Consider the following 21,610-nt stretch of genomic DNA (forward strand, 5'->3'; position numbering starts at 1 on the left):
CCACCGCTTCCCTTTGGAGCGGCGGTAGGCGGGTCAGGGGCGGTCGAGATAGGCGTTCAGGCCGCCCAGGTCCTTGTTGGCGATGAACACCGCGGCCACGAAGAGGGCCTCCTCCGCGTGCGTGGTGCAGGCCCACGCCGAGTCGCCCCAGCCGTCGGCGATCTTGAGCTCGGCGGGTTCGGCGCACTGCCGTCCCGAGCCGCCGAGCTGGCACAGCGCGGGGTGGCCCGTATCGCGTTCCGCGGAGGCGACCTGGCGCAGCCGTTCGGCGAGCGCGGCGGCCACGGTGCCGCGATCGTCGGCCTCCTCGCGCAGCAGCCGCTCGGCGCGTATGGCGTGGATGCTCGCCAGGCGCAGGTCCAGGTGCCGGGCGACCAGCGCGGCGAGCCCGGTCAGCACCGCCGTCTGCGTGGCGGTGGCCTCGCGCGGGCGCCGGTCGATGACGTTCACGGTGCCCAGCCGATGCCCGTCGGCGGTGACGACAGGGGCGGCCGCGTAGAACCGCAGCCCCAGCTCCCCGCGGACCAGCGGGTGGTCCAGGGTGCGAGGGTCGACCGTGGCGTCCCCCACGACGTACGGGCCGTCCGCCAGCACCGCCGAGGCGCACAGGCCGGGTTCGGCGCCGACCTCCTCCACCCCGTCCAGCCCGTGGGTGGCGGCGAACCACACCCGGTCGGTGTCGACGACGCTGACCGTGGCGATGGGCGTATCGAACACGGTCGCGGCCAGCTTGGCGATCTCGTCGAAGGTCCCGTCCGAGGGGGTGTCGAGGATCTCGTACCGCCGCAGCGCGGCCAGCCGCCCGGTCGCGGTGTCGTCCGCGGGAGCCGGTCGTCCGGTTGTGGGGTTGTCGGCGGGCACCGACGCGGATGGAGAGGCAGACACCAGGACCGCTTCCGGTAGGGGGACGGGCGGGAACCGCGGGACGTCGAGGTTCTCCATGGCCTGACCGTAAACGGTCTTGCCAAACATCCCGAATCGACGCCGGGCGCTGTCGGCGGGTTCCATCGTTTTCGCGCCGTGTTTTCCTTCGAACGCGACCCCGGCGCCAGGGTTGATGATCACCTGGTCGGGGCCGGTCCCGGGGCCGGTGACGCCTGAGCGGGGCCGTTCCGGGCTGGACGGCTTTCGTGACGACGCCCGAGCCGGGCTGTTCCGGGGATGGCTTCCGAAACGGTTCCGTGACAGTGCGTGTCGTGACAGTGCGTGTCGTGACAGTGCCCCCGGGGCCGCGGCAGGCCGCTGACAGCGATCTGGCAGCGCCGCCCGCGACGCTCACCTCCTCACCAACCTCACCAACGAGGAGGCAACGATGATCCAGGATCAGGTGCTCGTCGTCGGCGCGGGGCCGACCGGGCTCACGCTCGCCATCGACCTGGCCCGGCGCGGGGTGGACGTCAGGATCGTGGAGAGGTCACCCGAACCTCCCACGGGATCGCGCGGAAAGGGCATCCAACCACGTACGCAGGAGGTCTTCGACGACCTCGGCGTCATCGAGGAGGTTATTGCCACCGGCGGGATCTACCCGGCCATGCGCGCGTACCGGGGGGACCAGGTGGTCTGGGAGGGCCGCATGCACGAGATCAGGGAACCGGACGCCGAGGTGCCGTACCCGATGGTCCTCATGCAGCCGCAGTGGCGGGTCGAGCGGATCCTGCGCGACCGGCTCGCCGAGCTGGGGCGGATGGTCGAGTTCGGTGTCGAGGTGACGGGGTTCGAGCAGGACGGCGACGGGGTCACGGTCACCCTCACCGGACCGGGCCTCGGAGCTGGTTCCGGTTCGGAGCCGGTTTCCGGATCCGAGCAGGGGGCTGGGTGCGGGGTCGAGCGGGTGCGGTGTGCCTATCTCGTCGGCGCGGACGGCGGGCGGAGTTTCGTACGCGGGCATCTGCCCATCGGTTTCGAGGGCGAGACGTTCGAGACCGAGCGCATGCTCATCGGCGACGTCAGGACCCCCGACCTCGACCGCGAGTACTGGCACGTCTGGGCCGACACGGCCACCGGCACGATGCGCGTCGCGCTGTGCCCGCTCCCTGGCACCGACGTCTTCCAGTTCACCGCGCCGGTCACCGGCGAGACGCCCGAGCTGTCCCCCGAGTCCTTCCAGAAGATCTTCGACGAGGGGTCGGGGCGGACGGACGTCCGCTTCACCGCCGTCTCCTGGGTGTCGCTCTACCGGGTGAACATCCGCATGGCGGAACGGTTCCGCGCGGGCCGCGTCCTCCTCGCGGGAGACGCCGCGCACGTGCACTCCCCGGCGGGCGGCCAGGGTCTCAACACCGGTGTGCAGGACGCCTACAACCTGGGGTGGAAGCTCGCGGCGGCCCTCGGCGGCGCTCCCGGACGGCTGCTCGACACCTACGAGGAGGAGCGGCTCCCGGTGGCGGCGGACGTGCTCGGCATCAGCACCAGGCTCCACCGCCGCGCGGAGGCGGGGGAGCGGGACGCGCACGTCCGGGACGGGGAGACGCAGCAACTCCTGCTCGGCTACCGGGGCGCCTCACTGGCCGTCGGCGAGCGCGGCGGCGAGCGCGTCCCGGACGCCGTACTGGGTACGGGGACGCGCTCGGGCGAGGTTTCGGGTACGGAGACGCGTCCGGACGACGTGACCGCCACCGGCCGCCTCTTCGACGTGCTGCGTGGGCCTCACTTCACCCTCCTGGCCGTCGGTACGGCCCACGCCGCGCTCGTCAAGGAGGTCAACGCGGCGTACGGGCCCGGGGTGCGCGCGCACACCGTGCTCCAGGGGGACGAGCCGTGCGGGCCGGGAGACCTGCTCGACGTCGACGGCCGGATCCACCGCCACTACGGGCGGGGCCTGGTGCTCGTCCGTCCCGACGGCTACGTCGGCTACCACGGCGGCGAGGACGGTCTCCAGGACTATCTGGCGGGCGTCGTCGCGAGGCCCGCAACCGGGCGCTGACGTCACTACGACGGCTCACGGCCGGGCGCCGATGTCATCGCGGCACGTGGCCGAGTCCCTCCAGGGCGAACGACTCGGGGTCGCGCAGGGTGGCGCCACGGGCGTGTGCCGCTCGGTGGCGGTCCTCGCCGAGCGCCTCGGCGGCGCGGGCGGCCAGCGCGCGGACGGCGGGGTCGGCCGTCCGGTCGATCCGGCCGATTCCGCGAAGCGTGAGCGCCGCCCCGAGGAGGACGGACGCGCCCTCCAGGTCGCCGGTCGAGGCGTGCCACTCGGCGACCTCCTCCAGAACCGACGCCCGTACGGTCTCGTCGCCGCTCGGGGCGACCGACTCCAGCGCGCGGCGCAGCGGGGCGCGGGCGGGGTCCGGCTCGCCGCGTGCCCGGTGCACCCGGGCGATCTCCACGTTGATCAGCGCCACCAGCTGCGGGGAGGCCGCAGGCCGACCTCGCAGCAGGTCCAGTGCCTCGCGGAGCAGGGACCCGGCCCGCTCGGGGTCCTTCCGCCGCAGAGCCAGCTCCCCCTGGACGTGCCGGACGCGGGCGGTCGCGACCGGGTCCTCGACACGGCTCACCGTCGCCTCCGCCCGAGCCAGCTCCGTCTCCGCCCCGGCGAGATCTCCCGCGCGGAGACGGAGCCGACAGAGGCGCACCCGCACCATGATCGGCCCGGGGACCGCCTCCAGGCCGCCGATCTCCGTCGCCGGTGTCACGGCCTCCTCCAGCAACGACAGGGCACCGGCCGTGTCGCCGCGGTTCTCCGCCACCAGCGACAGCCAGTAGAAGGCCATCGACAACCCCCACCGGTCACCGGTCAGGCGGTAGTCGTCCACCGCGGGCCGCAGCAGCTCCTCGGCCCGCGCCGCCCCCGCCCGCCCGTACTCGAACTCGACGATCCCGCCCATCAGCCGCGCGGTCGCCCTCATCCACGGGTCGGGGTGGCCGCCGAACCTCCCGACCGCGGCCATCGCCCGCCCGTGGGCCTCCGCGGTCTCGGCCGGGTAGCCGTTCACGATCGCCCACGACCCCAGTGCCGCGGGGTGGTCCGACTCCCACAACGTCTCCAGGGCACGTGACCGCGCGCCCGTCATCGGCGTGTCGGCGGGAGCGGCCAGTACGCACAGCGCGTGCGCCAATTCCCGCCCGGGAGGCGGCTCGTCGCCGACGGCCACCAGCACCGCCGACGCCCACGCTCCGGCCTCCCCGCGTCCGCCCCGCATCATCCAGTACCACAGCCTGGCCAGGATCATCCGGAGGGCCGAATCGCCGTCTCCCGAGGAGATCGCGTGGTCGAGCGCGGAGTCCAGGTCGCCCTGCGCGGCGTCGAGGACCGCGAGCCCGCGCAGCTGGTCGCCGGTCCGCAGCGACGGCTCCTCCGCCTCGGCCAGCCCGACGAAGTGACGGAGGTGCCCGGCCCGCGTCCGGCCGGTCTCGCCCGCCTCCTCCAGCTTCTCCGCGGCGTACCGGCGCAGCGTCTCCAGCAGGCGGTAGCGGACCTCACCGCCCGCCCGGGGCGCCGCCACCACCGCGACCAGGGACCTGTCGGCGAGCGACGCGACCGCGTCCACGCCGTACCCGCAGATCCGCTCCACGGCGTCCGCGGTCGCGCCGCCGGAGAACACCGACATGCGGCGCAGGAGCGTGCGTTCGTCGGAACTCAGCGGGTCCCAGCTCCAGTCGATCACCGCCCGCAGCGTGCGGTGCCTCGGCTGTGCCGTACGGCTCCCGCGGAACGCCAGCCGGTCCCCGATCATGTCGGCGAGCTGCCCGACGCCGAGGGACCGCAGCCGGGCCGCCGCCAGCTCGATCGCCAGCGGGATGCCGTCGAGCTCCCTGCAGACCCGTACGACGTCGGCGACCGTGTCGTCGTCGACGCGCAGGCCGGGGAGCGCCGCGGCCGCGCGGTCCCCGAAGAGCGCCACCGCCGGGCACGCCAGCGCCTCCTCCGGCCCCGCGTCCGGTGCGGGAAGACCGAGGGGGAGCACCGGGTGGAGACTCTCCCCGGTGATGTCCAGGGGCTCCCGGCTCGTGGCGAGGATCCGCAGCCCGCCGGAGGCGGCGAGCAGCCGGTCGGCGACCCGCGCGGCCTCGTCGATCACGTGCTCGCAGTTGTCCAGGACCAGCACCGGCGCCCTGCCGCGAAGCGCCACGGCCAGCCGTTCCAGCGAGCCTTGGCCGCCGGGGACATCAGCGGGACCCGCCTCACCGGGAACACCCCCGAGATCCGGCCCGGTCCAGGGCGCGGCCGGGTGGTCCGCCAGCAGGCCGCTCCCGCTCAGGGCGGCCTGTACGGCCGCCGCCACCCCGGACGGATGCGAGAGCGGGGCCAGCTCCACCAGCCAGACCCCGTCCGGCACGTCGAGGGAGGCGGCGGTCTCGATCGCCAGCCTGGTCTTCCCCACCCCGCCCGGTCCGGTGAGGGTGACGAGCCTGGCGGTCCCGAGCAGTTCCACGAGCCGGGCCAGCTCCGCCCGCCTGCCGACGAAGCTCGTCAACCGCGCGGGCAGATTCTCCCGGGGCTCCTTGCGCTCCCGGGACTCCTTGGGCTCCTTGCGCTCCCCGGGTTCCGTGAGATCGGGGGCGTCCGTGACGGCCTCGCGAGGACCGGGCGCCGGGCGGGGAGGCCCGCCGCGCAGGGCGGTCAGGTGCGCGTCGCGGAGTTCGGGGCCGGGGTCCATGCCGAGGTCCTCTGCGAGGCGCAGTCTGATCCGTTCGTACGCCGCCAGTGCCTCCGTGCGGCGCCCCTCGGCGAGCAGTGCCAGTACGAGCCGGGCGTGGAAGGGCTCGCCCAGCGGGTGCGCCGCGACCACCTCCTCCAGCTCCGCCACCGGGCCGCGTCCCAGGGCGAGGTCGGCGTCGAAGCGGGCCCGCAGCGCCGACAGGCGCAGCTCCTCCAGGCGGGTGGCGGGGGCGGCGGCGAAGGGGAGGGCGGACGCGTCGGCGAGGGCCGGGCCGCGCCAGAGGGACAGCGCCTCGCGCAGCAGGGACCCGGCGGAGGCGGGGTCGCCCGAGGCGGCACGGCCATCGGCGGCCAGCCGCTCGAAGGTCCAGGCGTCGACCGCCTCGCGCGGCAGGTCGAGGAGGTAACCGGCGGGGTGGGACGCGACCGCGCCGGGCAGACGGCGGCGGAGCCTGGAGACCAGCGACTGCAACGCGTTCGCCGGGTGATCGGGCGGGCCCTCCGGCCACAGGTCGTCGATCAGCCGCTCGGCGGTGACCACGCGCCCGGGGTCGAGGGCGAGCCTGACCAGCAGGACCCGCAGCCGCGCGCCGTGGATCTCCGTGCCGTGCGCGTGTGGCGGCCCGCCGTCCACGCGCAGCGGCCCCAGGATCCCGACTCTCATCAGGACCCCATTCTCCTCTCGTACGGGAACGCCGGGCGCTCCCGGTCCGGAGAAGGCGGTACCGGCCCGGTCCGGACGGCTTGGGGCCTGCCATGGCTACTGGAAAATCAACATATTTCGTTGTTTCTGCAGTTCATCGGGAGGAAGAAGTGATCTTGAGGGCGTTTCGAGGGCTCCGGGGCGGGCATCGGATCGTTCTGAGGGGTCATCGAACGGGGGGACGCATGACGCGCGGGTTCGACGCGTCCGCTCACCGCGGGCGGCGCATCGCCGACGTCCGCGACGACGGCGTCACGGTGGAGGGCCGCCCCGAGGCCGCGAGCGATCCCCCGGCGGTTTCCGGTTTCCCAGCGCCTTCGTTGCCCCCTTTGCCCTCGTCTTTGTCCCCGTCGGCCCTGTCAGCCCCGTCGGCCTCGTCGCGTTCGTCGCGTTCGTCGCGTTCGAAGCGGGACCTTCCGGGCCCGCGGGGTTCGCGGGTTCCCGGCGGTGCTCCGGCGCTTCCGGCGGTGCGAGGCCCGATCACCTCCCTGCTCTTCGAACGGCTGGTACGCCCGCCACACCGCTTCGGCCTCCTCTCGCTCCCGCTCCTGTCGTTCCCGGCGCGTTTCGCGGGCCCGGTCCTCGTGGACGAGGACGTGCAGCTGGCCCTCTTCGTCTGCTACGAGCTGCACCACCGGGGCTTCGACGGCGTGGACGACCGGTGGGAGTGGAATCCCTCCCTGCTGGAGGTGCGGGAGATCCTGGAGGCGCGCTTCGAGGAGGGGCTGGCGCGGGCCGTACGGTACCCGCCGGGTTCGCGGCCCGGGCAGACGCGCCAGGCCCTGGCCGAGCTGGTGGCCGGTGCCGTCGACGGGCCCGACCTGGCGGGGTTCCTCCGGCGGCAGGCCGACCTGGAGCAGTTCCGAGAGTTCGTCGCGCACCGGTCGATCCACGACCTCAAGGAGACCGACCCGCACACCTTGGCGATTCCCCGGCTGAGCGATCGTCCCAGGGCCGCGTTGGCGGAGATCCAGGCGGACGCGTCCGGCGGCGGGAGGGCCGGGCGGACGCGCTCCGAGCTGTTCGGGACCACCATGCGCGGGCTGGGCATGGACGACTCCTACGGCGCCCACCTCGGCCGGGTCCCGGCGATCACGCTGGCCGTCTCCAACGCCATGTCGCTGTTCGGGCTGCACCGGCGCCACCTCGGAGCGCTGCTGGGCCACCTGGCGGCGGTCGAGATGACCTCATCGGCGTCCGACCACCTGTACTCCCTGGGCCTGCGCAGGCTGGGCTGCGACGAGGCGACGAGGCGTTTCTACGACGAGCGGGTGCGCGTCCACGACGAGCAGACGCGCGCCGACGCCGCACCCGAGCACACGTCTGCCGAGGCCGCACCCGAGCACGTGCGCACCGACGCCGCGCACGAGCAGATCGCCGCCGACGACATGTGCGGCGGGTTCGCGGCGCGGTATCCCTCGCGGGCCGGTGACGTCCTGTACGGAGCGGCCTGCGCCCTGGCCCTGGACCGGCTCTTCGCCGAGCACGTCATGGGCCACTGGCGGCGCGGCGCCTCCTCGTTGCGGGAGGCGGGCGCGGCGACGAGGTCGTGACCGGGACCTCGCTCCGGCCTCACCCCCGATCCCGCCCCCGGCCGCCGCCCCCTGACCGGCCGTCACGGTGAGAGCGGCGGGGGAGACGCGTACCTCAGCCGACCCGCCCCCGCACGGTCAGCCGACCTGCCCCCGCATGGCCTGGCGGATCACGTCGCGCGTCCGGTCCACGATCGCCAGGGACGGCCCGAACAGCAGGTTCATGACCACCGACTCCGTACCCGGGTGCGGGTGGGTCGGGGCCAGCGCCTCGGCCGCCTTCACCCCGGCCGCCATCGCCCGGCGCTCGGCCACGCTCGTCCGGGCTCGCAACTGGGCGAACTCGTAGCGCTCCTCGGCGCGGGTGTGGGCCAGCACCGCCGCCCGCAGCATCTGGAGGTGTCCGGAGAAGCCGGGATGGTCGGTGCCCAGCTTCTCCAGGTCGGCGAGCATCTGCTTCACCTCCCTCTCCTCCGCGAGGCGGTCGTCGACCACCTCGTCCCCGTCCTCGATCTTGAGGCGCGCGTAGGGGTGCACGACCTCCTCCTCGGCGGTCTCGTGCACCGCCAGCATCCGTACGAGGCGCTCGAAGGCATCGGCCCGCCGCGACCCGGTGAGGGATTCCTCGACCTCGTCGAACAGATCCCTGATCATCGCGTGCTGGCGCACCAGCAGATCCACGACGTCGTTCTCACCCATCAACTCGGGCACGGTCTGGCGGTCACTCATGGGTCCCCCTGTCGTCTACAGGTTCGGGTACCCCCACCTGGGCACCGAAACCCGAGACCCGTCGTGGGGACCCCGAACCCGAGGCCCGGGCGCGCCGCCGTCAGACGGTGATCCACTCGGTGACGACCGTCGCGTCCCCGAGGCGGCAGCGGAGGCTGAACGGCCCGGCGGGAACGTCGTCGTGGATGAACCTGCCCAGGTCGTCGGCCGTCAGCGTGACCGGACGGCCCCCCAGGACCTCGACCTCCACCGGGCGCGGTGGTATCAGCTGGCCCACCACCCGCCCGCCGGTGGCGCTCACGGTGACCTCCAGGTCGACGGTGAGCCCCGCGCCCTGGAAGGTCAGCACGCGCGGCTGCCTCTCACCCCGCACCCGCGAGGACCCGCTCAGGGAGTCGAAGACCAGCTCGGCCAGCTCCGCGTCGAGGGTGCGCAGCGTGTACGCCTCGACCGCGACCTGCATGAGATGCGAGGGGACGGGATCGAACAGCTCGACGGCGCGGCGCAGCTCCGCCTCCAGCTCGTCGTCGCTCATCGGGGACCCCGCGCTCATTGGAACCCCCGCCTGCCCAGGAGGACGCGCAGCCGTCGCAGGCAGCGCTGCCTGATCGGCCCGATGCTCCCGACGGCGATGCCGAGCGTCGCCGACACCTCCTGGTAGCTGAACGGCGGTGACGCCGTGAGCAGGCGCAGCAGCCGCTGGCAGCTCTCACCGAGCTCCTGGAAGGCCTGCCAGGTCGCCCGCGCCCGCTCCCGCTCCCTCGCGGCGTCCTCGGAGTCGAGCACCGCCTGCTCCGGGGTGCGGTCGTCGGCGGCCCGGTCGAACACCTCCGGGTCGCCGCTCGGCGAGACCCGCCGGGCGGCCCTGATCACCTTGATGCACTCGTTTCGCGCCGTGCTGGCCAGCCACGCGCCGACCTTGTCCGGCTCGCGGATCCGCGTGAGGTTCTGTGCGAGCCGGAACCAGGTCGTCTGGTAGACCTCCTGCGCGTCCGCGTCCCTCAGCCCGTGGGCGCGCACGACGGACCACACGAGGGGGCTGAGACCTTCCACCAGGGATTTCCACGCCGCTGCGTCGTCCCCGTCCACCGCGGCGCGGAAGAGGATGCCGATCGAGTCTCGGTCCACGGTGACGTCCCCTTGCTTTCGGGACTGTCATCGTACGCCGGAGGGCCGATCCGCCCGCAGTGGTTTTCAGGGCGCGGCCGGAACACTTTGCACGCTCGCCGGAGTCCAGGTGGAGGGGATGAGGGCCGGGGCGGGGACGCGCTGGATGCCGACGGAGGTCTCGTTCAGCAGCCTTCTGGCGGCGTCCCGGGAACCGGTCCCCTTGTTGCGCATCATGTAGTTGGCGATCATGCCGACCACCAGCGGCGTGGAGAAGGAGGTGCCGCTCCACTCCGCCAGGCCGTCGAACACGACGCGCTCGCGGACGGCGGTCGGCGACGCCTTCATCTTCTCGGTGAGCTCGCCCCGGTGCGGAGGGAACTGGCAGGTGCAGTCGTAGTGCTGGTCGTACCGGCACTTGGAGAAGGTGGAGTGCTGGTAGTCGTACGACGCGGGGGTGGGGTCCACCGCGGTGAAGGCGTTGACCAGGCGCTCACCGGGCGCGTACGTCGTCACCCACGGCCCGTGGTTGCTGAAGCAGGCGCGGTCCGCGCCGTCCCTCCTCAGCGCCCCCACCGACACGACGACACCGGCGTAGTCGGGGTGGTCGGCGTACGCCGCGGGCCAGAACCTCACGTCGTTGCCGTTGTTGCCCGCGGCCGCCACGAGCAGCGTCTCGGGGTGGCCCTTCAACGCGTCCATGAAGCTTTCGAGCCCCAGGAGCGTCTCCTCGGACGTGCTCGGCGTCCCCGCGGACAGGCTGATGATGTCGGGCCACCTGCCCACCGGCAGCATCCCGCCGAGCAGCCTGTCGCCCAGGTCCTTCTCGCAGATGGCGCCCGCGTTGACGAGCGTCCCGTGCACCGTGACGTCGGTGCCGGGCGCGACGACGCTGACCAGCCCGGCGATGAAGGTGCCGTGCCCGACGTACTGCTGGAGGATGCCCTCCTTGTCGAGCTCGACCTCCTTGCCGTCGCCCTCGACGCGGTGCATCCACGGGTGCGACTTGTAGTTCTCCACCAGCCCGGTGTCGACCACGAGGACGGACACCGGCACGTCCGGCTCGCCGGAGAACTCGGCCACCGACGGGTTGGGCGGCTCGCACCGGGACACCGGGACCGGCTCGTCTCCGGGGCAGCAGTTCACCGCGATGGACACGATGTGGTTCCTGGACACCATGCGACGGCTGTTGTCACGCTCCAGGCCCTCGACGGCCTTCAACGCGTCCGACACGTCCTTGTCGCCGGAGCGCTCCCTCCTGTCCGGCTCGCCGACCCGGATCCTGAGCACGCCGCCGGGGGCCTCGTCCCGCTCCACCCGCACGTTCTCGGCCTGGTAGTCGTCGCCGCGATCCCGGACGAACGCGTCCCTGACCACCGCGGCGACCTCGTCGGCGTCCTCCGCGCGGGCGAGGACGTAGCCCTTCTGGTAGAGGAACATGCGCTCCGGGCCATGGAAACCCGCCGCGAGCACGACATCGTCCCCCATGGCGTCCTGGATCTGGTCGAACTGTTCCTGGAACCTGTCTGGTGCCATATCAGGCATATTCGCCATCCTCGTCTCAGAGATGTCCTGACGTCGCCACGGGTTAGGAGTCGCTCGACGCCTCACTGATACACCCCCCCGGGCGGATCCCGTGGCGAGAACGGGAGGCCGGAGCCGGACGGGGGCGCCCTCGGAGGGCTCCACGGCATGGACGCCCTGAACACACCACGTCTAACATCGATCCGTGACCGGGGGAAGCTCGCGGATCCCGCCGCCCACGGGAGACCCGCTCTCCCTGCTGCCCCTGGTGTTCGCCCGCCCGGCGGACGCGCTGGCCGGAGCCCGGGCCGTGTTGTCGGGGTCGCCGGGGTCGCCGGGGTCGCCGGGCGCTCCCTCCCCGCACGACGCCTCCGTCGCCCACCAGGTGATCGGCATCTGGCACCGCGACTTCGGCGACCTCATGGTGGCGATCGGCCACCTCAGGCAGGCCAGAGCCCTCGCCGCCAGGTCCGGTTCCCCGAACCGCGAGGCCGACGTGCTGGCCACCCTGGGCGCGGCCCTCATCCACGCGGGCCGTACGAGACAGGGGATGGCGGCGCTGGAGGCGGCCGTCGAGAGGGGCGGCGGGGTCACCGGCGCCCGCGTGCTGTTCCGCCGGGGCTACGCCTGGTGGGTCCTCGGCGGGCACCGCGAGGCGCTCGACGACCTGCGGCGGGCCATCCCCACCCTGCGCCGCGCCCAGGACACGATCTGGACCGCGCGCGCGCTCACGCTCAGGGCGACCGTCCACCTGGCCATGGGGTCCGTCGAGCGGGCCGAGGCCGACTTCGTCGCCGCCGAACAGCTGTGGGAGACCACCGACCAGGAGCACGACAAGGCCGACGCCGTGGAGAGCCGGGGGCTGGCGGCGTTCAGGTCCGGAGACCTCCCCGCGGCGCTGCGCCTCTTCGACGAGGCCGCGGGCCGCTACGAGGCCCTCGGCACGCCCATGTTCGTGCTGCACATCCGGCGGTGCGGGGTGCTCCTGGCGGCCGGGCTGGCGCGCGAGGCGCTGGAGGAGGCCGACGCCGCCACGGAACAGCTGAACCGCATGGGAGGGCAGACGACCCGCAGCGCCGAACTCCTCCTGATCGCCGCGCGGGCCGCGATCGCGGCGGGTGAGCCGGACGCGGCGATCGCCCGCGCGAGCACGGCCATCCGGCTGTTCTCCAGCCAGCGCCGCGACTGGTGGCAGGCCCACGCCCGGCTGGTGCTGGTCCAGGCCAGGTTCGCGGCGGGAAGGGTCTCCGGCCGCTCGGTGCGCGACGCCGCCGAGGTCGCGGTACGGCTGGCGGAGCTGCGCTCCCCCGAGGCGGTCCAGGCCTCGCTGCTCGCCGGGCGCACCGCCCTCGCCCTCGGCTGGGAGGCCGACGCGGAACGCCACCTCGCCGCCGCGGCCAGGACCAGGGGACGCGGGCCCGCGTTCGCCCGCGTGGACGGCTGGGTGGCGCAGGCGCTCAGGGCGGCCGCGGCGGGACGCACGCGCGGCGTGCTGGACGCCTGCCGCCGGGGGCTCGACCTGCTGGACGAGCACCGGATGACGCTGGGCGCCTCCGAGCTGCGGGCGCGGGCCAGCGCGCAGGGGGCGGAGCTGGCCGTGCTCGCGCAGCGGGCGACCCTGGCAGGGGGGAGCCCCCGCCGGTTCCTCGGCTGGAGCGAGCGCTGGCGGGCCACCGCGCTCGCGGTCCCGCCGACCCGCCCCCCGGACGACCCCGAGCTGCTGCGCGACGTGACGGCCTTCCGCGAGATCAGCAGCCGGGTCGACACGGCGAGGCCGGGAGGCGTGCCGGTCCCCGCGCTGGAACGCGAGCAGCGGCGGCTGGAGAGGGCGATCCGGGCCCGGACGCTCCGCACCCGCAGCGAGGGCGGCTTCGACGGCCACCGCTTCGACGCGGGCCCCCTGCTCGACGGGCTCGGCGACGGGTGGCTGATCGAGATCGTCGCCGTCGACGGCGACCTGCACGTCCTGCTCTGCGGCCGGGGCCGGGTGCGCAGGTTCGCCGCGGGACGGCTGGCCGACGCGGCGATCGACGCCGACCACGCCCGCGCGGGCCTCGCACGGATCGCGTACGGGGGCTCGGAGGGCCGGCTGCCCGTCCTCGAAGCGGGCGGGCGCCGCCTCCAGGAGACGCTGCTCGGTCCCGCCGTGCGCCACCTCGGGGACGGCCCCGTGGTCGTCGTACCGCCGGGCAGGCTGCACGGCGTTCCCTGGGCGCTGCTGCCGGTGCTGGGCGAGCGGGTGCTGAGCGTGTCGCCGTCCGCCAGCGCCTGGCTCCGCGCCCGGCGGATCGAGCCGTCGCCGTCGGACGAGCGGGTCGTGCTGGTCAGGGGGCCGGGGCTGGCGACGGGCGGCGCCGAGGTCCCGCTGCTGGCCGCGCGGTACGGGGAGGCGACCGTGCTGGGGTCCGGCACCGCGGTCGCCCCGGCCGTGCTCGCGGCGCTCGACGGCAGCAGGCTCGCCCACATCGCCGCGCACGGCACCTTCCGCTCCGACAGCCCGATGTTCTCCTCCCTGAGGATGGACGACGGCCCGCTCACGGTGCACGACTTCGAACGGCTGCACAGCGCCCCGTACCGGATCGTCCTGTCCAGCTGCGACTCCGGCAGGCTGCAGCCGGTCGGCGCGAACGAGCTGCTCGGCCTCGCCGCGGCGCTGCTGCCGCTGGGCACGGCCGGGATCGTGGCGAGTTCGGTGCCCGTCGACGACGAGGCGGTGGTGCCGCTGATGCTCGCCCTGCACGAGGGGCTGCGGCGCGGCCTGAGCATGGCCGAGGCCCTGCGCGACGCCAGGCTGGCGATGCCCGGCGACGCCCTCGACCGGGCGACCGGCTGGTCCTTCTCCGCCATCGGCGGAGCCTGACATCTCCGGCCGGGGCCTTCCTGGTCGGGTGCGGGCCGGTGTTCCTGGCCGGATGGAGTCTTTCGGCCGGGTGCGGTCCGGTACTCGGCCGGGCGGAGCCTTTCCGGTCGGGCGGGAATCCGGTTCCCGGCCGGTCGGGCCGTCCGTGTGCCAGGCCGGCCCGTCGCGTCAGCCGACGGTGAAGAGCCTTCCCAGGCCGGCGCGGTCGCTGCTGCCGAGCCGCGCGTAGGCGTCGCACAGGTGGTTGGCCACCGTACGGATCGACACGGTGAGCTGCTCGGCGATCTGCCGGTTGGTCAGGCCCGCCGCGGCCAGGCTGACGATCTGCCGCTGGCGTGCGGTGAGTCTCGGCAGCGCGAGGTTGACCAGGGCGGAGCTGCGCGCCCCCTGGCAGGCGCCCGCGAGCGCCGAGGCCCTGTTCCTGGAGGACTGCGAGGCGCGCCGGTCCTCGTGGACGAGGGCCGCGTGCGCGAACGCCTCCGCCGCGTGCAGCATCAGGCCGAGGTCGGCGAGACCCCGCGCCACCTTGTCCAGCGCCTCACCGTCGCGCCCGGCCAGCGCTCGGGCGTGCCGCGCCAGCAGGGGGGCGAGGTCTCCCTCCGCGCGGTCGGCCAGCTCCCCGAGCCGCTCGACGACCAGCTCGGGGGTCCCGAGCCGCACCACGTCGTGCAGGGCGAACAGGTCGTCGTCGAGCGGGTCGTCCCCGGCGGCGCGCAGCGCGGAGCGCAGGGCCCCGTCGAGGTCTCCCTCGGCGGCGAGCGTCCAGGTCCGTGCCCGCTCCGCGGCGAGCTCCCGCGACCGCGCGTCCCCCGCGGATTCCGATGGCGTGGAGGACGTCGAGGATGTCAGGGCTGCCGGGGACATTGAGGGGCGGGGTCGTACATGGGCGCGCGGGTCCCCGTCGAGGGCCGGACCGCGTGACAGGGCCTGCCGCGCCGTCGTCAGGTCGCCGAGATAGGCGGAGGCGTGCGCGAGCTCGGCCAGGCAGGCGCGGTGGTGGGGGGAGCGCCGCAGCCCCTCGCGGCTCCAGGCGACGGCCTCACGGGTCTCCCCGCGAAGCCGGGCGACCCGGGCGCGCCGGGCGCAGAACTCCGGCATCGCGGGCTCGTCCCAGCCGGTGTCGTCCTCCGCCATCCGCTCGCCGGTGCCGCGCGGTATCCCCGAGAGCAGTCCCGTGTACGCGCGGTCGGCCAGCTCCTCGCACTCGTCCGCCAGTGCCGTGGCCGTGGCCGATGCCCGTGAGAGCCGTGGCGCGCCGGGCGGGCCGCCCGTCCCAGGCCGCTTCGCGGCGGCCCGGAGCACCGGGCCGTGCAGAGGGTGGGCGAGCCGGATCGAGAGCCGGTCGTCCACGATGACCAGCCCCTTCGTCCGCAGGCGTTCGAGGACACCGAAGGCCGTCCCGGCGTCCGGTGCGTCCGGTGCGTCCGAGGTGTCCTCGTCCGGGGCGCCCCGGTCCGATGGTTCACCGGACTTGGCGCGTTCCAAAGAGGTGCCGTGCGCGGTGGGCCCCGAAGGTGTGCCGGACGATGTGAGTCCCGAGGGTGTGCCGTGCGCGGTGGGTGCCTGGGGTTCTCCGGACATGATGAGTCTCAGCGGTCTGCCGGACGCGATGAGCTCCAGCGCCTCCCGTTCCTCCCTGCCGACGTCGCGGATCGTGTCCTCGACCAGCTCCCTGACGCGTGCCGTCATCGGGGGAGTGCCCCGCCAGGTCCAGGTGCCCGACACGTCGCTCAGGTCCCCTCCGGCGTGGACGGCGACGACCAGCTCGCGCAGGAGGCGGAGGTCACCGTGGCTCGCCCGGTGCAGGCGCCGGACGGTGAGGGTGTCCACGTAGCCGCCCACCGCCCGTGACAGCAGTTCGCCACACTCGCTCTCCGTCATGGGGGCCAGTGCCACGCGCGGCAGGAGGTTCTCCTTCCAGAGCCTGGAGACGTCCTCCGGCACGGGCACGCCCTCCCTGACCGTGACGAGCAGGCGGGTACGCCCCCTGAGCGCCAGGCGGTGGACGAGCGCGGCCGAGGAGTCGTCGAGGAGGTGGGCGTCGTCCACGACGAGCACGCGTACCCCGTCCAGCGCCTCGACCGGGTCCGGCGGGCAGAGAAGTCCCGCGGCGTGCGGGGAGGATCCGGTGAGGGACGGGGAGACGGGGTGCCTCGCGGAATCCCGGCCGGCGGGAAGCCCCGCGCGGCGCGTGGGGCGGGAGAGGAGATGGGCGAAGGCGGCGAGCGGGGTGTCCAGGGCGTCCGGCGTTCCCGTGACCCGCGCGTGCGCCGGCCCTGTCACAGACCCGGTCACGGCTTCGGTCACCGGCCCGGTAACAGGCCTGTTCATGGTCTCGGTCACGGCGTCGAGAACGGATATGGCCTCGGCGGTCAGGCGGCTCCTGCCGCTTCCCGCCGCGCCGGTCACGACGACGCCCCGGCGACCGGCCGCCAGGTTCCGTCGTACGCGATCGAGTTCCTCAGTCCTGGCCGTGAACGGCCAGGGGGACCTTGGGTTTCTCACAGCGGTATGAGCCGGGCCGCCCGCCCGTGATACACGTGGAATTGAGTAGGCCCTACTCATGCGCGTCCGGCGTTCCGTCCTCACTCTCGTGGCATGTGGACACGGTTTCCTTGATCTCCTCACCATGCCCGCGGACGAGGGCCGCCACCTCGCGGGGATCTCGATGAGGGCGGGCGACGGCGAGCGCGTCCGGCACTGCTCGCTCCCGCCGCACCCCGCCCACGCGCCGCCGGACGGGCTTGAGGGGAGGCGACGCGCCGCCCTGCTCTCGGGCCGGCGGGCGTGGCTGAACGGCACGGTCCTGCACTACTGCTTCCTGGACGAGGAGCACGACCTCCTGGACGGGGAGCACGACGACGGGCAGCGCGACGCCGTGCGCAGGGGCTTCCAGGAGTGGAAGGACCTCGGCATCGGGCTGGAGTTCACCGAGGTCGCCGACCGCACCGAGGCGGAGGTGCGGATCGGGTTCCGGCGGGACGCCGGATCGTGGTCGGCCGTGGGACGCGACGCGCTCCGCGTCGGGACCGCCTCCCGCACGGCGAACTTCGGCTGGGACCTCACCGGGCCGTCCGGCCGGGGCGCCGTGCTGCACCAGATCGGCCACGTCATCGGCATGGTCCACGAGCACCAGAGCCCGTACTCGGGCATCCTCTGGGACGAGGAGGCCGTCTACGAGGACTTCGCGGGACCGCCGAACCTCTGGCCGAGGTCGCGGACGTTCCACAACGTCATCCGCAGGCTCGACGAGAGCGAGGCGAACGGTCCCGTGTGGGATCCGCTGTCGGTCATGGGCTACCGGTTCGGCCCGGGGCTCATCCTGGAACCGTCGTGCCACCGGGCGGGGATCGTGCCGCCGGGCACCGTCTCCGGGCCCGACGCCGCGTTCGCCCGCCGCTGGTACCCGCCCCCGGGCGCCGGGCCGACGCCCGAGCTGCGGCCGTTCCGTTCCGCCCCGCTCGGCACCGGGGCGGGGGAGCAGCGCGACTTCGTGATCACGCCTCGCGCCACCCGTGACTACACCGTCGGTGTCTTCGGCGAGTGCGACACGGTGCTGGTGCTGTTCGAGGAGGTCGGCGGCGACCCCCGCTATCTGGCGGGCGACGACGACGGCGGGCGCCCGCGCAACGCGTCCCTCCGCGTCCACCTGCTCAGGGGTCGCCGCTACGTCCTCCGCGCGCGTGTCCACTCCTGCTGGGGACCCGGCCAGGCGGCCGTCATGTGCTGGTGAGCGCCGGGCGCCGGGAACCGAGGCCGCCCGGCCGATGGCGCTGGGCGCCACCCTGGCGCGGGTGACGACGCCGGAGGGCAGCGACGGCTTCCACGGGGTGACGATGCTCGACCCCGAGGAGAACGAGTTCTGTGTCGGCCAGCTGTCTCGGCGTTTCCGCAGCTCGTTCTTCCGGAACGGGAAAGGCGGGTTGTATTCGCGCGCCACCATTCGGATGAATGGTTTTCCCCGCATATCGCGGGGCAGGTGGCCGACGGCCGGAAAAACGGGTTCCGTCCATCGGTGACGGGGGTTGGGGGCAATCCTGATGATCAGAGACGCGATTTTTCCGGTGATCGGCTGGCTTATTCTGGCGTTCGGATTCCTGATGCTCGCACAGAGCGTTTACGTGCTGGTGACAGGCCGGTTTTCTCCCCTGCACTCCAAGAGGGAGCGGGCGCTGCCGATGAGGCCGTACGCGAGGATGATGCTGTTCTCCGCGCTGGGCTCCGTCGCGATGGGGTTGCCCTGGGTTCTGGGCTGGCAGGACGTGTGGCGTATGGCCTCCTACGTGCTCGCCTTGGCCTTCATGGTGGGGTCGTACATCATGAGCGTGAAGATGAGGAGGGCGGCGAGCTCCACGGAATCGCGTGACGCTCACCGGACCCCGTGACATTCACGAGGCCGTGTGATCAAGAATGACCAAGGGTGACTGAGGGGCGCGATCGGCATTTCGCCGGATCCCGCCCCGCGCGGTCAGCCGCTCACCTTCGTCCGTTCCGGCGAGCCTGGAGCGCTCACGTCAGCCAGATCGAGCGCCAGTCGCTCAGCTCGTGGAAGCGGCGCAGCTCGGCGAGGCCGCTGAGCCAGCCCATCCACCCGCTGTACGGGGGGTTCTTCTCGTCGAAGCCGCTCTGCACGAAGGTGAGCCGGGTCGCGCCGCCCGAACCCTCCAGCTCCCAGTTGCAGAAGCCGAGGCCCGGCCACTCCAGGGAGAGGCTGCGGCCGGGCTCCAGCTCGACGATCTTCGCGGGCGAGTCGTTGGCCTCGAAGCCGCCCATCGCGAACCGCCCGCCGACGTACGGCTCGATGTCGATCTTGTAGCCGAACCACCGGCTGAACTTCTCCGAGTCGACGAGCGAGTCGAACACCGCCTCCGGCGAGCCGCCGACGACGAGCTCCTCCCGCATGATCGGGGAGGTGAAGTCGGCCTTCGGCGTGAGCTCGCGGCCCTCCAGGTGGTCGACCAGGTTCGCGATCGCCAGGCACCAGAACGTCTGCAGCGTCCCCAGGACACCGCCGCCGCTCATCGCGGCCTCCATGTCGAAGTGGGTCTGCGCCAGCGACACGATGGTCGACTCGGAGCCCTCCTCCTCCAGGCTGATCTCGGCGGTCGTCTCCACGCCGTCGAGCAGCCACGCGAGGCGCAGCGTGCGGTCGTCGACGTGCAGCGGGCGCTGGTGGGGAGCGTCCCCGTCGGGGGTGTGGCGTCCCCAGAACGCGTACCGGTGCGGCAGGTCGACCTCGGCGTGCTCGGCCAGCCAGACGCGTAGCTCGCCCGGGTCGGTCAGGGCGTGGTGGACTGCCTTGAGCGGTGCGGCCACGCGCGCGCGCAGCGTCATCGGCTCACTCACGGGGTTCTCCCTTGGGGTAGCAGGCGACGGCGATCTTGAAGGCGTCCCCTTCGGCGCCGCCGTAACGGGTGAAAAGATCTTGCAGCGCCGCCTGGAGGTCGTTCAGGAACTCCTGGCGGCGCTCGGGGGGCATGCGGATCTCGCCGGACACGCCGACGGACGGCAGCTCCGGCGCGGTCCTGTCGAGCGCGCCGATGTCGGCCTGGACCTCCTCCATGAGGTCCAGCAGGTAGCCCAGGCCCAGCTCGTCCTGGGTCGCGCGCAGGCCGATCCGGCCGACGAGGCGGGGTGAGAGCCAGTAGGAACGGGCGCTCGCCTGGTAGACGCCCTCGTGGATGCCGCGCACCCTGCGCTCGGTCACCTGGGTCACCAGGCCCGCCTCGACCAGGCGTTTGACGTGGTAGTAGACCCGCTGCGGGGTCTGGTCGAGCAGGGCCGCCACCTCGGTGCACGATCGCGGCTCGGCGAGTTGCCGCAGCACCTCGATGCGCTGCGGCTTGAGCAGGGCTTCCGCCTGCTCGATCTGTTCCAGGTACAGGACGTCTCTCATCGCAAAATCAACCTTGTACGTAAAATTATATTTTGTCAATGGGGAACGCCAAAGCTCCCGGCGACCTGTCAAGCGGAGGTCACCGGCCCTCCGGGGGCGGCCGCATCGCCCCCAGAAGGACGTCGAGGGTCACGCGGGCGAATCCGATCCGGGCGTCGCTCGCCCCGTACGGCAGCCACAGGGCGCCCGCGTGCAGCAGGCCGCCGCAGGAGTACACGACGTTGGGCACGTACCCCTCGCGCTCGGTGTCGCCCGGGGTGAGGAGCGTGCCCGGCAGCTCGGCGACGACGCGGTGCGGCTCGTCCAGGTCGAGCAGCAGCGCGCCGATGGCGTAGCGGCGCATCGGGCCGACGCCGTGGGTCAGGACGAGCCAGCCCGACCCGGTCTCCAGGGGGGATCCGCAGTTGCCGACCTGGATCAGCTCCCAGCCGCTGCGGGGGGTGTGGAGCGGCACCGGGCGCCGCCACCTGCTGTCGTCGCCGAGGGAGGTCAGGCCGATGGTCTCGCCGTCGGAGCGGCACAGCGCCAGCCGCCGCCCGCCCACCGGACGCGGGAACAGCGCCATCCCCTTGTTGGTGGCGGCGGGCCCGCGCAGCGGGGTGATCTCGAAGGTGCGCAGGTCGTCGCTGGCGATCATGCGTGAGCGGATGTGCCGACCGTCGTAGGCGGTGTAGGTGGCGCGGTACGAAGGCGTGCCGTCCTCGTCGACGATCCTCACGAAACGGGCGTCCTCCATCCCGTTGCTCTCGGCGGAGGTGGCGGGCCAGAGCACCCGCCGCTCGATCGGGACGTCGGCGGGGAAGGTCACGGCGTAGTCGGCGGTGGTCGCCCGGCGCAGCTCCTCCACGGTGCCGTGCGTGGTGGTACGGGTGAGCAGGTCGGCGGGGAGACGGGCGACCGCCCGCTCGAAGTCGTCGTCGTCGAAGAGCCCGGGCAGCGAGCCCAGCACGGTCGCGGAGACCTCGTTGTCCCAGCCCTCGTCGGCGAGGGCGGCGGCGAGCAGGTCACGCCGGTGGGGGACGGCGTGCCGGGGACCGGCGGTCAGCGGTCCCGAACGGTCGGCGACGACGAGCTCGTCGCCGGGGCCGAGCACCGCCGTGGCGAAGCCGATGGACGACAGGTGGCCCTCGCCGATCTGCCGCGTGCTGATCACCGCGCGCAGCTGTCCCTGGCCCAGGCCGGACTGGTCGGGGTGGGCGACCATCGAGGGGTTGCACAGCGCGGCGCCCTCCACCGCGTACTCGTGGCTGAAGTAGGCGCCGACCAGCAGACGGGCCGCCGGTCGCAGGTCGACATGGCTCGGGACCCGGTAGCGGACCAGGTCGTAGTGGTGCAGGAAGGTCGTCGCGAGGTCGCGGTGCCGGTCGCCGAACCCCCGCAGCGTCTCCTCCAGGAGCGCGGCGGTCTCGTCGTGGCCGAGAAGCGTGATGCGGTCGATCAGGGCGGCGGCCCGGCTGCGCGCCAGGGCGGCGTCCTCACCGGGCACGAACAGCTTGATGATCACCCTTCGCGGGTCGGGGGCGAGGGTCTGGCCGAGCCGGGTGGCCAGGTCCCGGATGGTCATGACACCTCGCCCGGGGGGCTCGGCGGGGCCGGGACGCGGCGTCCTCCGGGGAGCGCGGTCGGGACGCGACGCCGTTCGAGGGCCGCGTCATATCCC

The 21,610-nt window shown here is 73.4% G+C and carries 16 protein-coding genes; 6 read left to right on the top strand and 10 right to left on the bottom strand.

The genetic code is table 11. From position 1 onward, the window contains the following. Positions 1-33: 33 nt before the first annotated feature. Positions 34-942: a GAF domain-containing protein gene (locus tag ACSC1Q_RS24270; protein WP_436761002.1), complete on the bottom strand. Its 909-nt coding sequence runs from the start codon at positions 940-942 to the stop codon at positions 34-36. Positions 943-1,312: 370 nt separating this feature from the next. Here ACSC1Q_RS24270 and ACSC1Q_RS24275 point away from each other — a divergent pair, with 370 nt between their 5' ends. Next, positions 1,313-2,923: an FAD-dependent oxidoreductase gene (locus ACSC1Q_RS24275; protein WP_436761003.1), complete on the top strand. Its 1,611-nt coding sequence runs from the start codon at positions 1,313-1,315 to the stop codon at positions 2,921-2,923. Positions 2,924-2,957: 34 nt separating this feature from the next. Here ACSC1Q_RS24275 and ACSC1Q_RS24280 read toward each other — a convergent pair whose 3' ends face one another. Next, complete coding sequence (locus tag ACSC1Q_RS24280) at positions 2,958-6,263, bottom strand: AfsR/SARP family transcriptional regulator (RefSeq protein ID WP_436761004.1); 3,306 nt, start codon at positions 6,261-6,263, stop codon at positions 2,958-2,960. A gap of 506 nt (positions 6,264-6,769) precedes the next feature. Here ACSC1Q_RS24280 and ACSC1Q_RS24285 point away from each other — a divergent pair. Continuing rightward, entirely contained in the window at positions 6,770-7,855 is a 1,086-nt protein-coding gene (locus ACSC1Q_RS24285; RefSeq protein WP_436761005.1) for an iron-containing redox enzyme family protein, read from the top strand. Positions 7,856-7,972: 117 nt separating this feature from the next. Here the strand turns inward: ACSC1Q_RS24285 and ACSC1Q_RS24290 are convergent, their stop codons facing one another. From ACSC1Q_RS24290 to ACSC1Q_RS24305, 4 genes are all read right to left on the bottom strand, one after another. Then, positions 7,973-8,563, bottom strand: a complete 591-nt coding sequence (locus ACSC1Q_RS24290; RefSeq protein WP_436761006.1) for a hemerythrin domain-containing protein — start codon at positions 8,561-8,563, stop codon at positions 7,973-7,975. Positions 8,564-8,663: 100 nt separating this feature from the next. Beyond that, on the bottom strand, positions 8,664-9,098 hold the full coding sequence (locus tag ACSC1Q_RS24295; RefSeq protein ID WP_436761007.1) for a hypothetical protein: 435 nt from the start codon (positions 9,096-9,098) through the stop codon (positions 8,664-8,666). A gap of 14 nt (positions 9,099-9,112) precedes the next feature. After that, positions 9,113-9,691, bottom strand: a complete 579-nt coding sequence (locus ACSC1Q_RS24300) for an RNA polymerase sigma factor (protein ID WP_436761008.1) — start codon at positions 9,689-9,691, stop codon at positions 9,113-9,115. Between the two features lie 66 nt (positions 9,692-9,757). Further along, on the bottom strand, positions 9,758-11,206 hold the full coding sequence (locus tag ACSC1Q_RS24305) for a S8/S53 family peptidase (protein WP_436761009.1): 1,449 nt from the start codon (positions 11,204-11,206) through the stop codon (positions 9,758-9,760). 193 nt (positions 11,207-11,399) lie between these two features. On the opposite strand from ACSC1Q_RS24305, the gene ACSC1Q_RS24310 reads away from it, so the two are divergent. Next, a complete protein-coding gene (locus ACSC1Q_RS24310) occupies positions 11,400-14,054 on the top strand; it encodes a CHAT domain-containing protein (RefSeq protein ID WP_436761010.1) in 2,655 nt (884 codons plus the stop codon). Between the two features lie 168 nt (positions 14,055-14,222). On the opposite strand, the gene ACSC1Q_RS24315 is transcribed toward ACSC1Q_RS24310, so the two are convergent. Beyond that, positions 14,223-16,559 (bottom strand): helix-turn-helix transcriptional regulator, encoded by a 2,337-nt coding sequence (locus ACSC1Q_RS24315; protein ID WP_436761011.1) that lies wholly within the window; start codon positions 16,557-16,559, stop codon positions 14,223-14,225. A 124-nt stretch (positions 16,560-16,683) separates the two neighbouring features. On the opposite strand from ACSC1Q_RS24315, the gene ACSC1Q_RS24320 reads away from it, so the two are divergent. From ACSC1Q_RS24320 to ACSC1Q_RS24330, 3 genes are read left to right on the top strand one after another with little or no spacing between them, the layout of a single operon-like run. Then, positions 16,684-17,787, top strand: a complete 1,104-nt coding sequence (locus ACSC1Q_RS24320) for a M12 family metallopeptidase (protein WP_436761012.1) — start codon at positions 16,684-16,686, stop codon at positions 17,785-17,787. Between the two features lie 34 nt (positions 17,788-17,821). Next, positions 17,822-18,073 (top strand): VOC family protein, encoded by a 252-nt coding sequence (locus ACSC1Q_RS24325; RefSeq protein WP_436761013.1) that lies wholly within the window; start codon positions 17,822-17,824, stop codon positions 18,071-18,073. 21 nt (positions 18,074-18,094) lie between these two features. Further along, on the top strand, positions 18,095-18,439 hold the full coding sequence (locus ACSC1Q_RS24330) for a hypothetical protein (RefSeq protein ID WP_436761014.1): 345 nt from the start codon (positions 18,095-18,097) through the stop codon (positions 18,437-18,439). Positions 18,440-18,563: 124 nt separating this feature from the next. Here the strand turns inward: ACSC1Q_RS24330 and ACSC1Q_RS24335 are convergent, their stop codons facing one another. The 3 genes from ACSC1Q_RS24335 to ACSC1Q_RS24345 all read right to left on the bottom strand — a co-directional run bounded on the left by ACSC1Q_RS24335 (position 18,564) and on the right by ACSC1Q_RS24345 (position 21,514). Beyond that, positions 18,564-19,400 carry an SRPBCC family protein gene (locus tag ACSC1Q_RS24335; protein WP_436761015.1) on the bottom strand — a complete coding sequence of 279 codons (837 nt, stop codon included), beginning with the start codon at positions 19,398-19,400 and terminating at the stop codon, positions 18,564-18,566. After that, entirely contained in the window at positions 19,393-19,950 is a 558-nt protein-coding gene (locus ACSC1Q_RS24340; RefSeq protein ID WP_436761016.1) for a helix-turn-helix domain-containing protein, read from the bottom strand. The genes ACSC1Q_RS24335 and ACSC1Q_RS24340 overlap by 8 nt, the downstream gene beginning before the upstream one ends. A gap of 79 nt (positions 19,951-20,029) precedes the next feature. After that, complete coding sequence (locus ACSC1Q_RS24345) at positions 20,030-21,514, bottom strand: glycoside hydrolase family 130 protein (RefSeq protein ID WP_436761017.1); 1,485 nt, start codon at positions 21,512-21,514, stop codon at positions 20,030-20,032. Between the last annotated feature and the right edge of the window lie 96 nt (positions 21,515-21,610).

The organism is Streptosporangium heterodermiicola (assembly GCF_051390675.1).
Taxonomy (GTDB): Bacteria; Actinomycetota; Actinomycetes; order Streptosporangiales; family Streptosporangiaceae; genus Streptosporangium.

Excerpts from the sequence above, each read along its gene's own strand:
- ACSC1Q_RS24275 (WP_436761003.1), top strand. The coding sequence starts at position 1,313 with ATGATCCAGGATCAGGTGCTCGTCGTCGGCGCGGGGCCGACCGGGCTC.
- ACSC1Q_RS24295 (WP_436761007.1), bottom strand. The coding sequence starts at position 9,098 with ATGAGCGACGACGAGCTGGAGGCGGAGCTGCGCCGCGCCGTCGAGCTG.
- ACSC1Q_RS24270 (WP_436761002.1), bottom strand. The coding sequence starts at position 942 with ATGGAGAACCTCGACGTCCCGCGGTTCCCGCCCGTCCCCCTACCGGAA.
- ACSC1Q_RS24290 (WP_436761006.1), bottom strand. The coding sequence starts at position 8,563 with ATGAGTGACCGCCAGACCGTGCCCGAGTTGATGGGTGAGAACGACGTC.
- ACSC1Q_RS24330 (WP_436761014.1), top strand. The coding sequence starts at position 18,095 with ATGATCAGAGACGCGATTTTTCCGGTGATCGGCTGGCTTATTCTGGCG.
- ACSC1Q_RS24320 (WP_436761012.1), top strand. The coding sequence starts at position 16,684 with ATGCCCGCGGACGAGGGCCGCCACCTCGCGGGGATCTCGATGAGGGCG.
- ACSC1Q_RS24345 (WP_436761017.1), bottom strand. The coding sequence starts at position 21,514 with ATGACCATCCGGGACCTGGCCACCCGGCTCGGCCAGACCCTCGCCCCC.
- ACSC1Q_RS24305 (WP_436761009.1), bottom strand. The coding sequence starts at position 11,206 with ATGGCACCAGACAGGTTCCAGGAACAGTTCGACCAGATCCAGGACGCC.
- ACSC1Q_RS24280 (WP_436761004.1), bottom strand. The coding sequence starts at position 6,263 with ATGAGAGTCGGGATCCTGGGGCCGCTGCGCGTGGACGGCGGGCCGCCA.
- ACSC1Q_RS24325 (WP_436761013.1), top strand. The coding sequence starts at position 17,822 with ATGGCGCTGGGCGCCACCCTGGCGCGGGTGACGACGCCGGAGGGCAGC.
- ACSC1Q_RS24340 (WP_436761016.1), bottom strand. The coding sequence starts at position 19,950 with ATGAGAGACGTCCTGTACCTGGAACAGATCGAGCAGGCGGAAGCCCTG.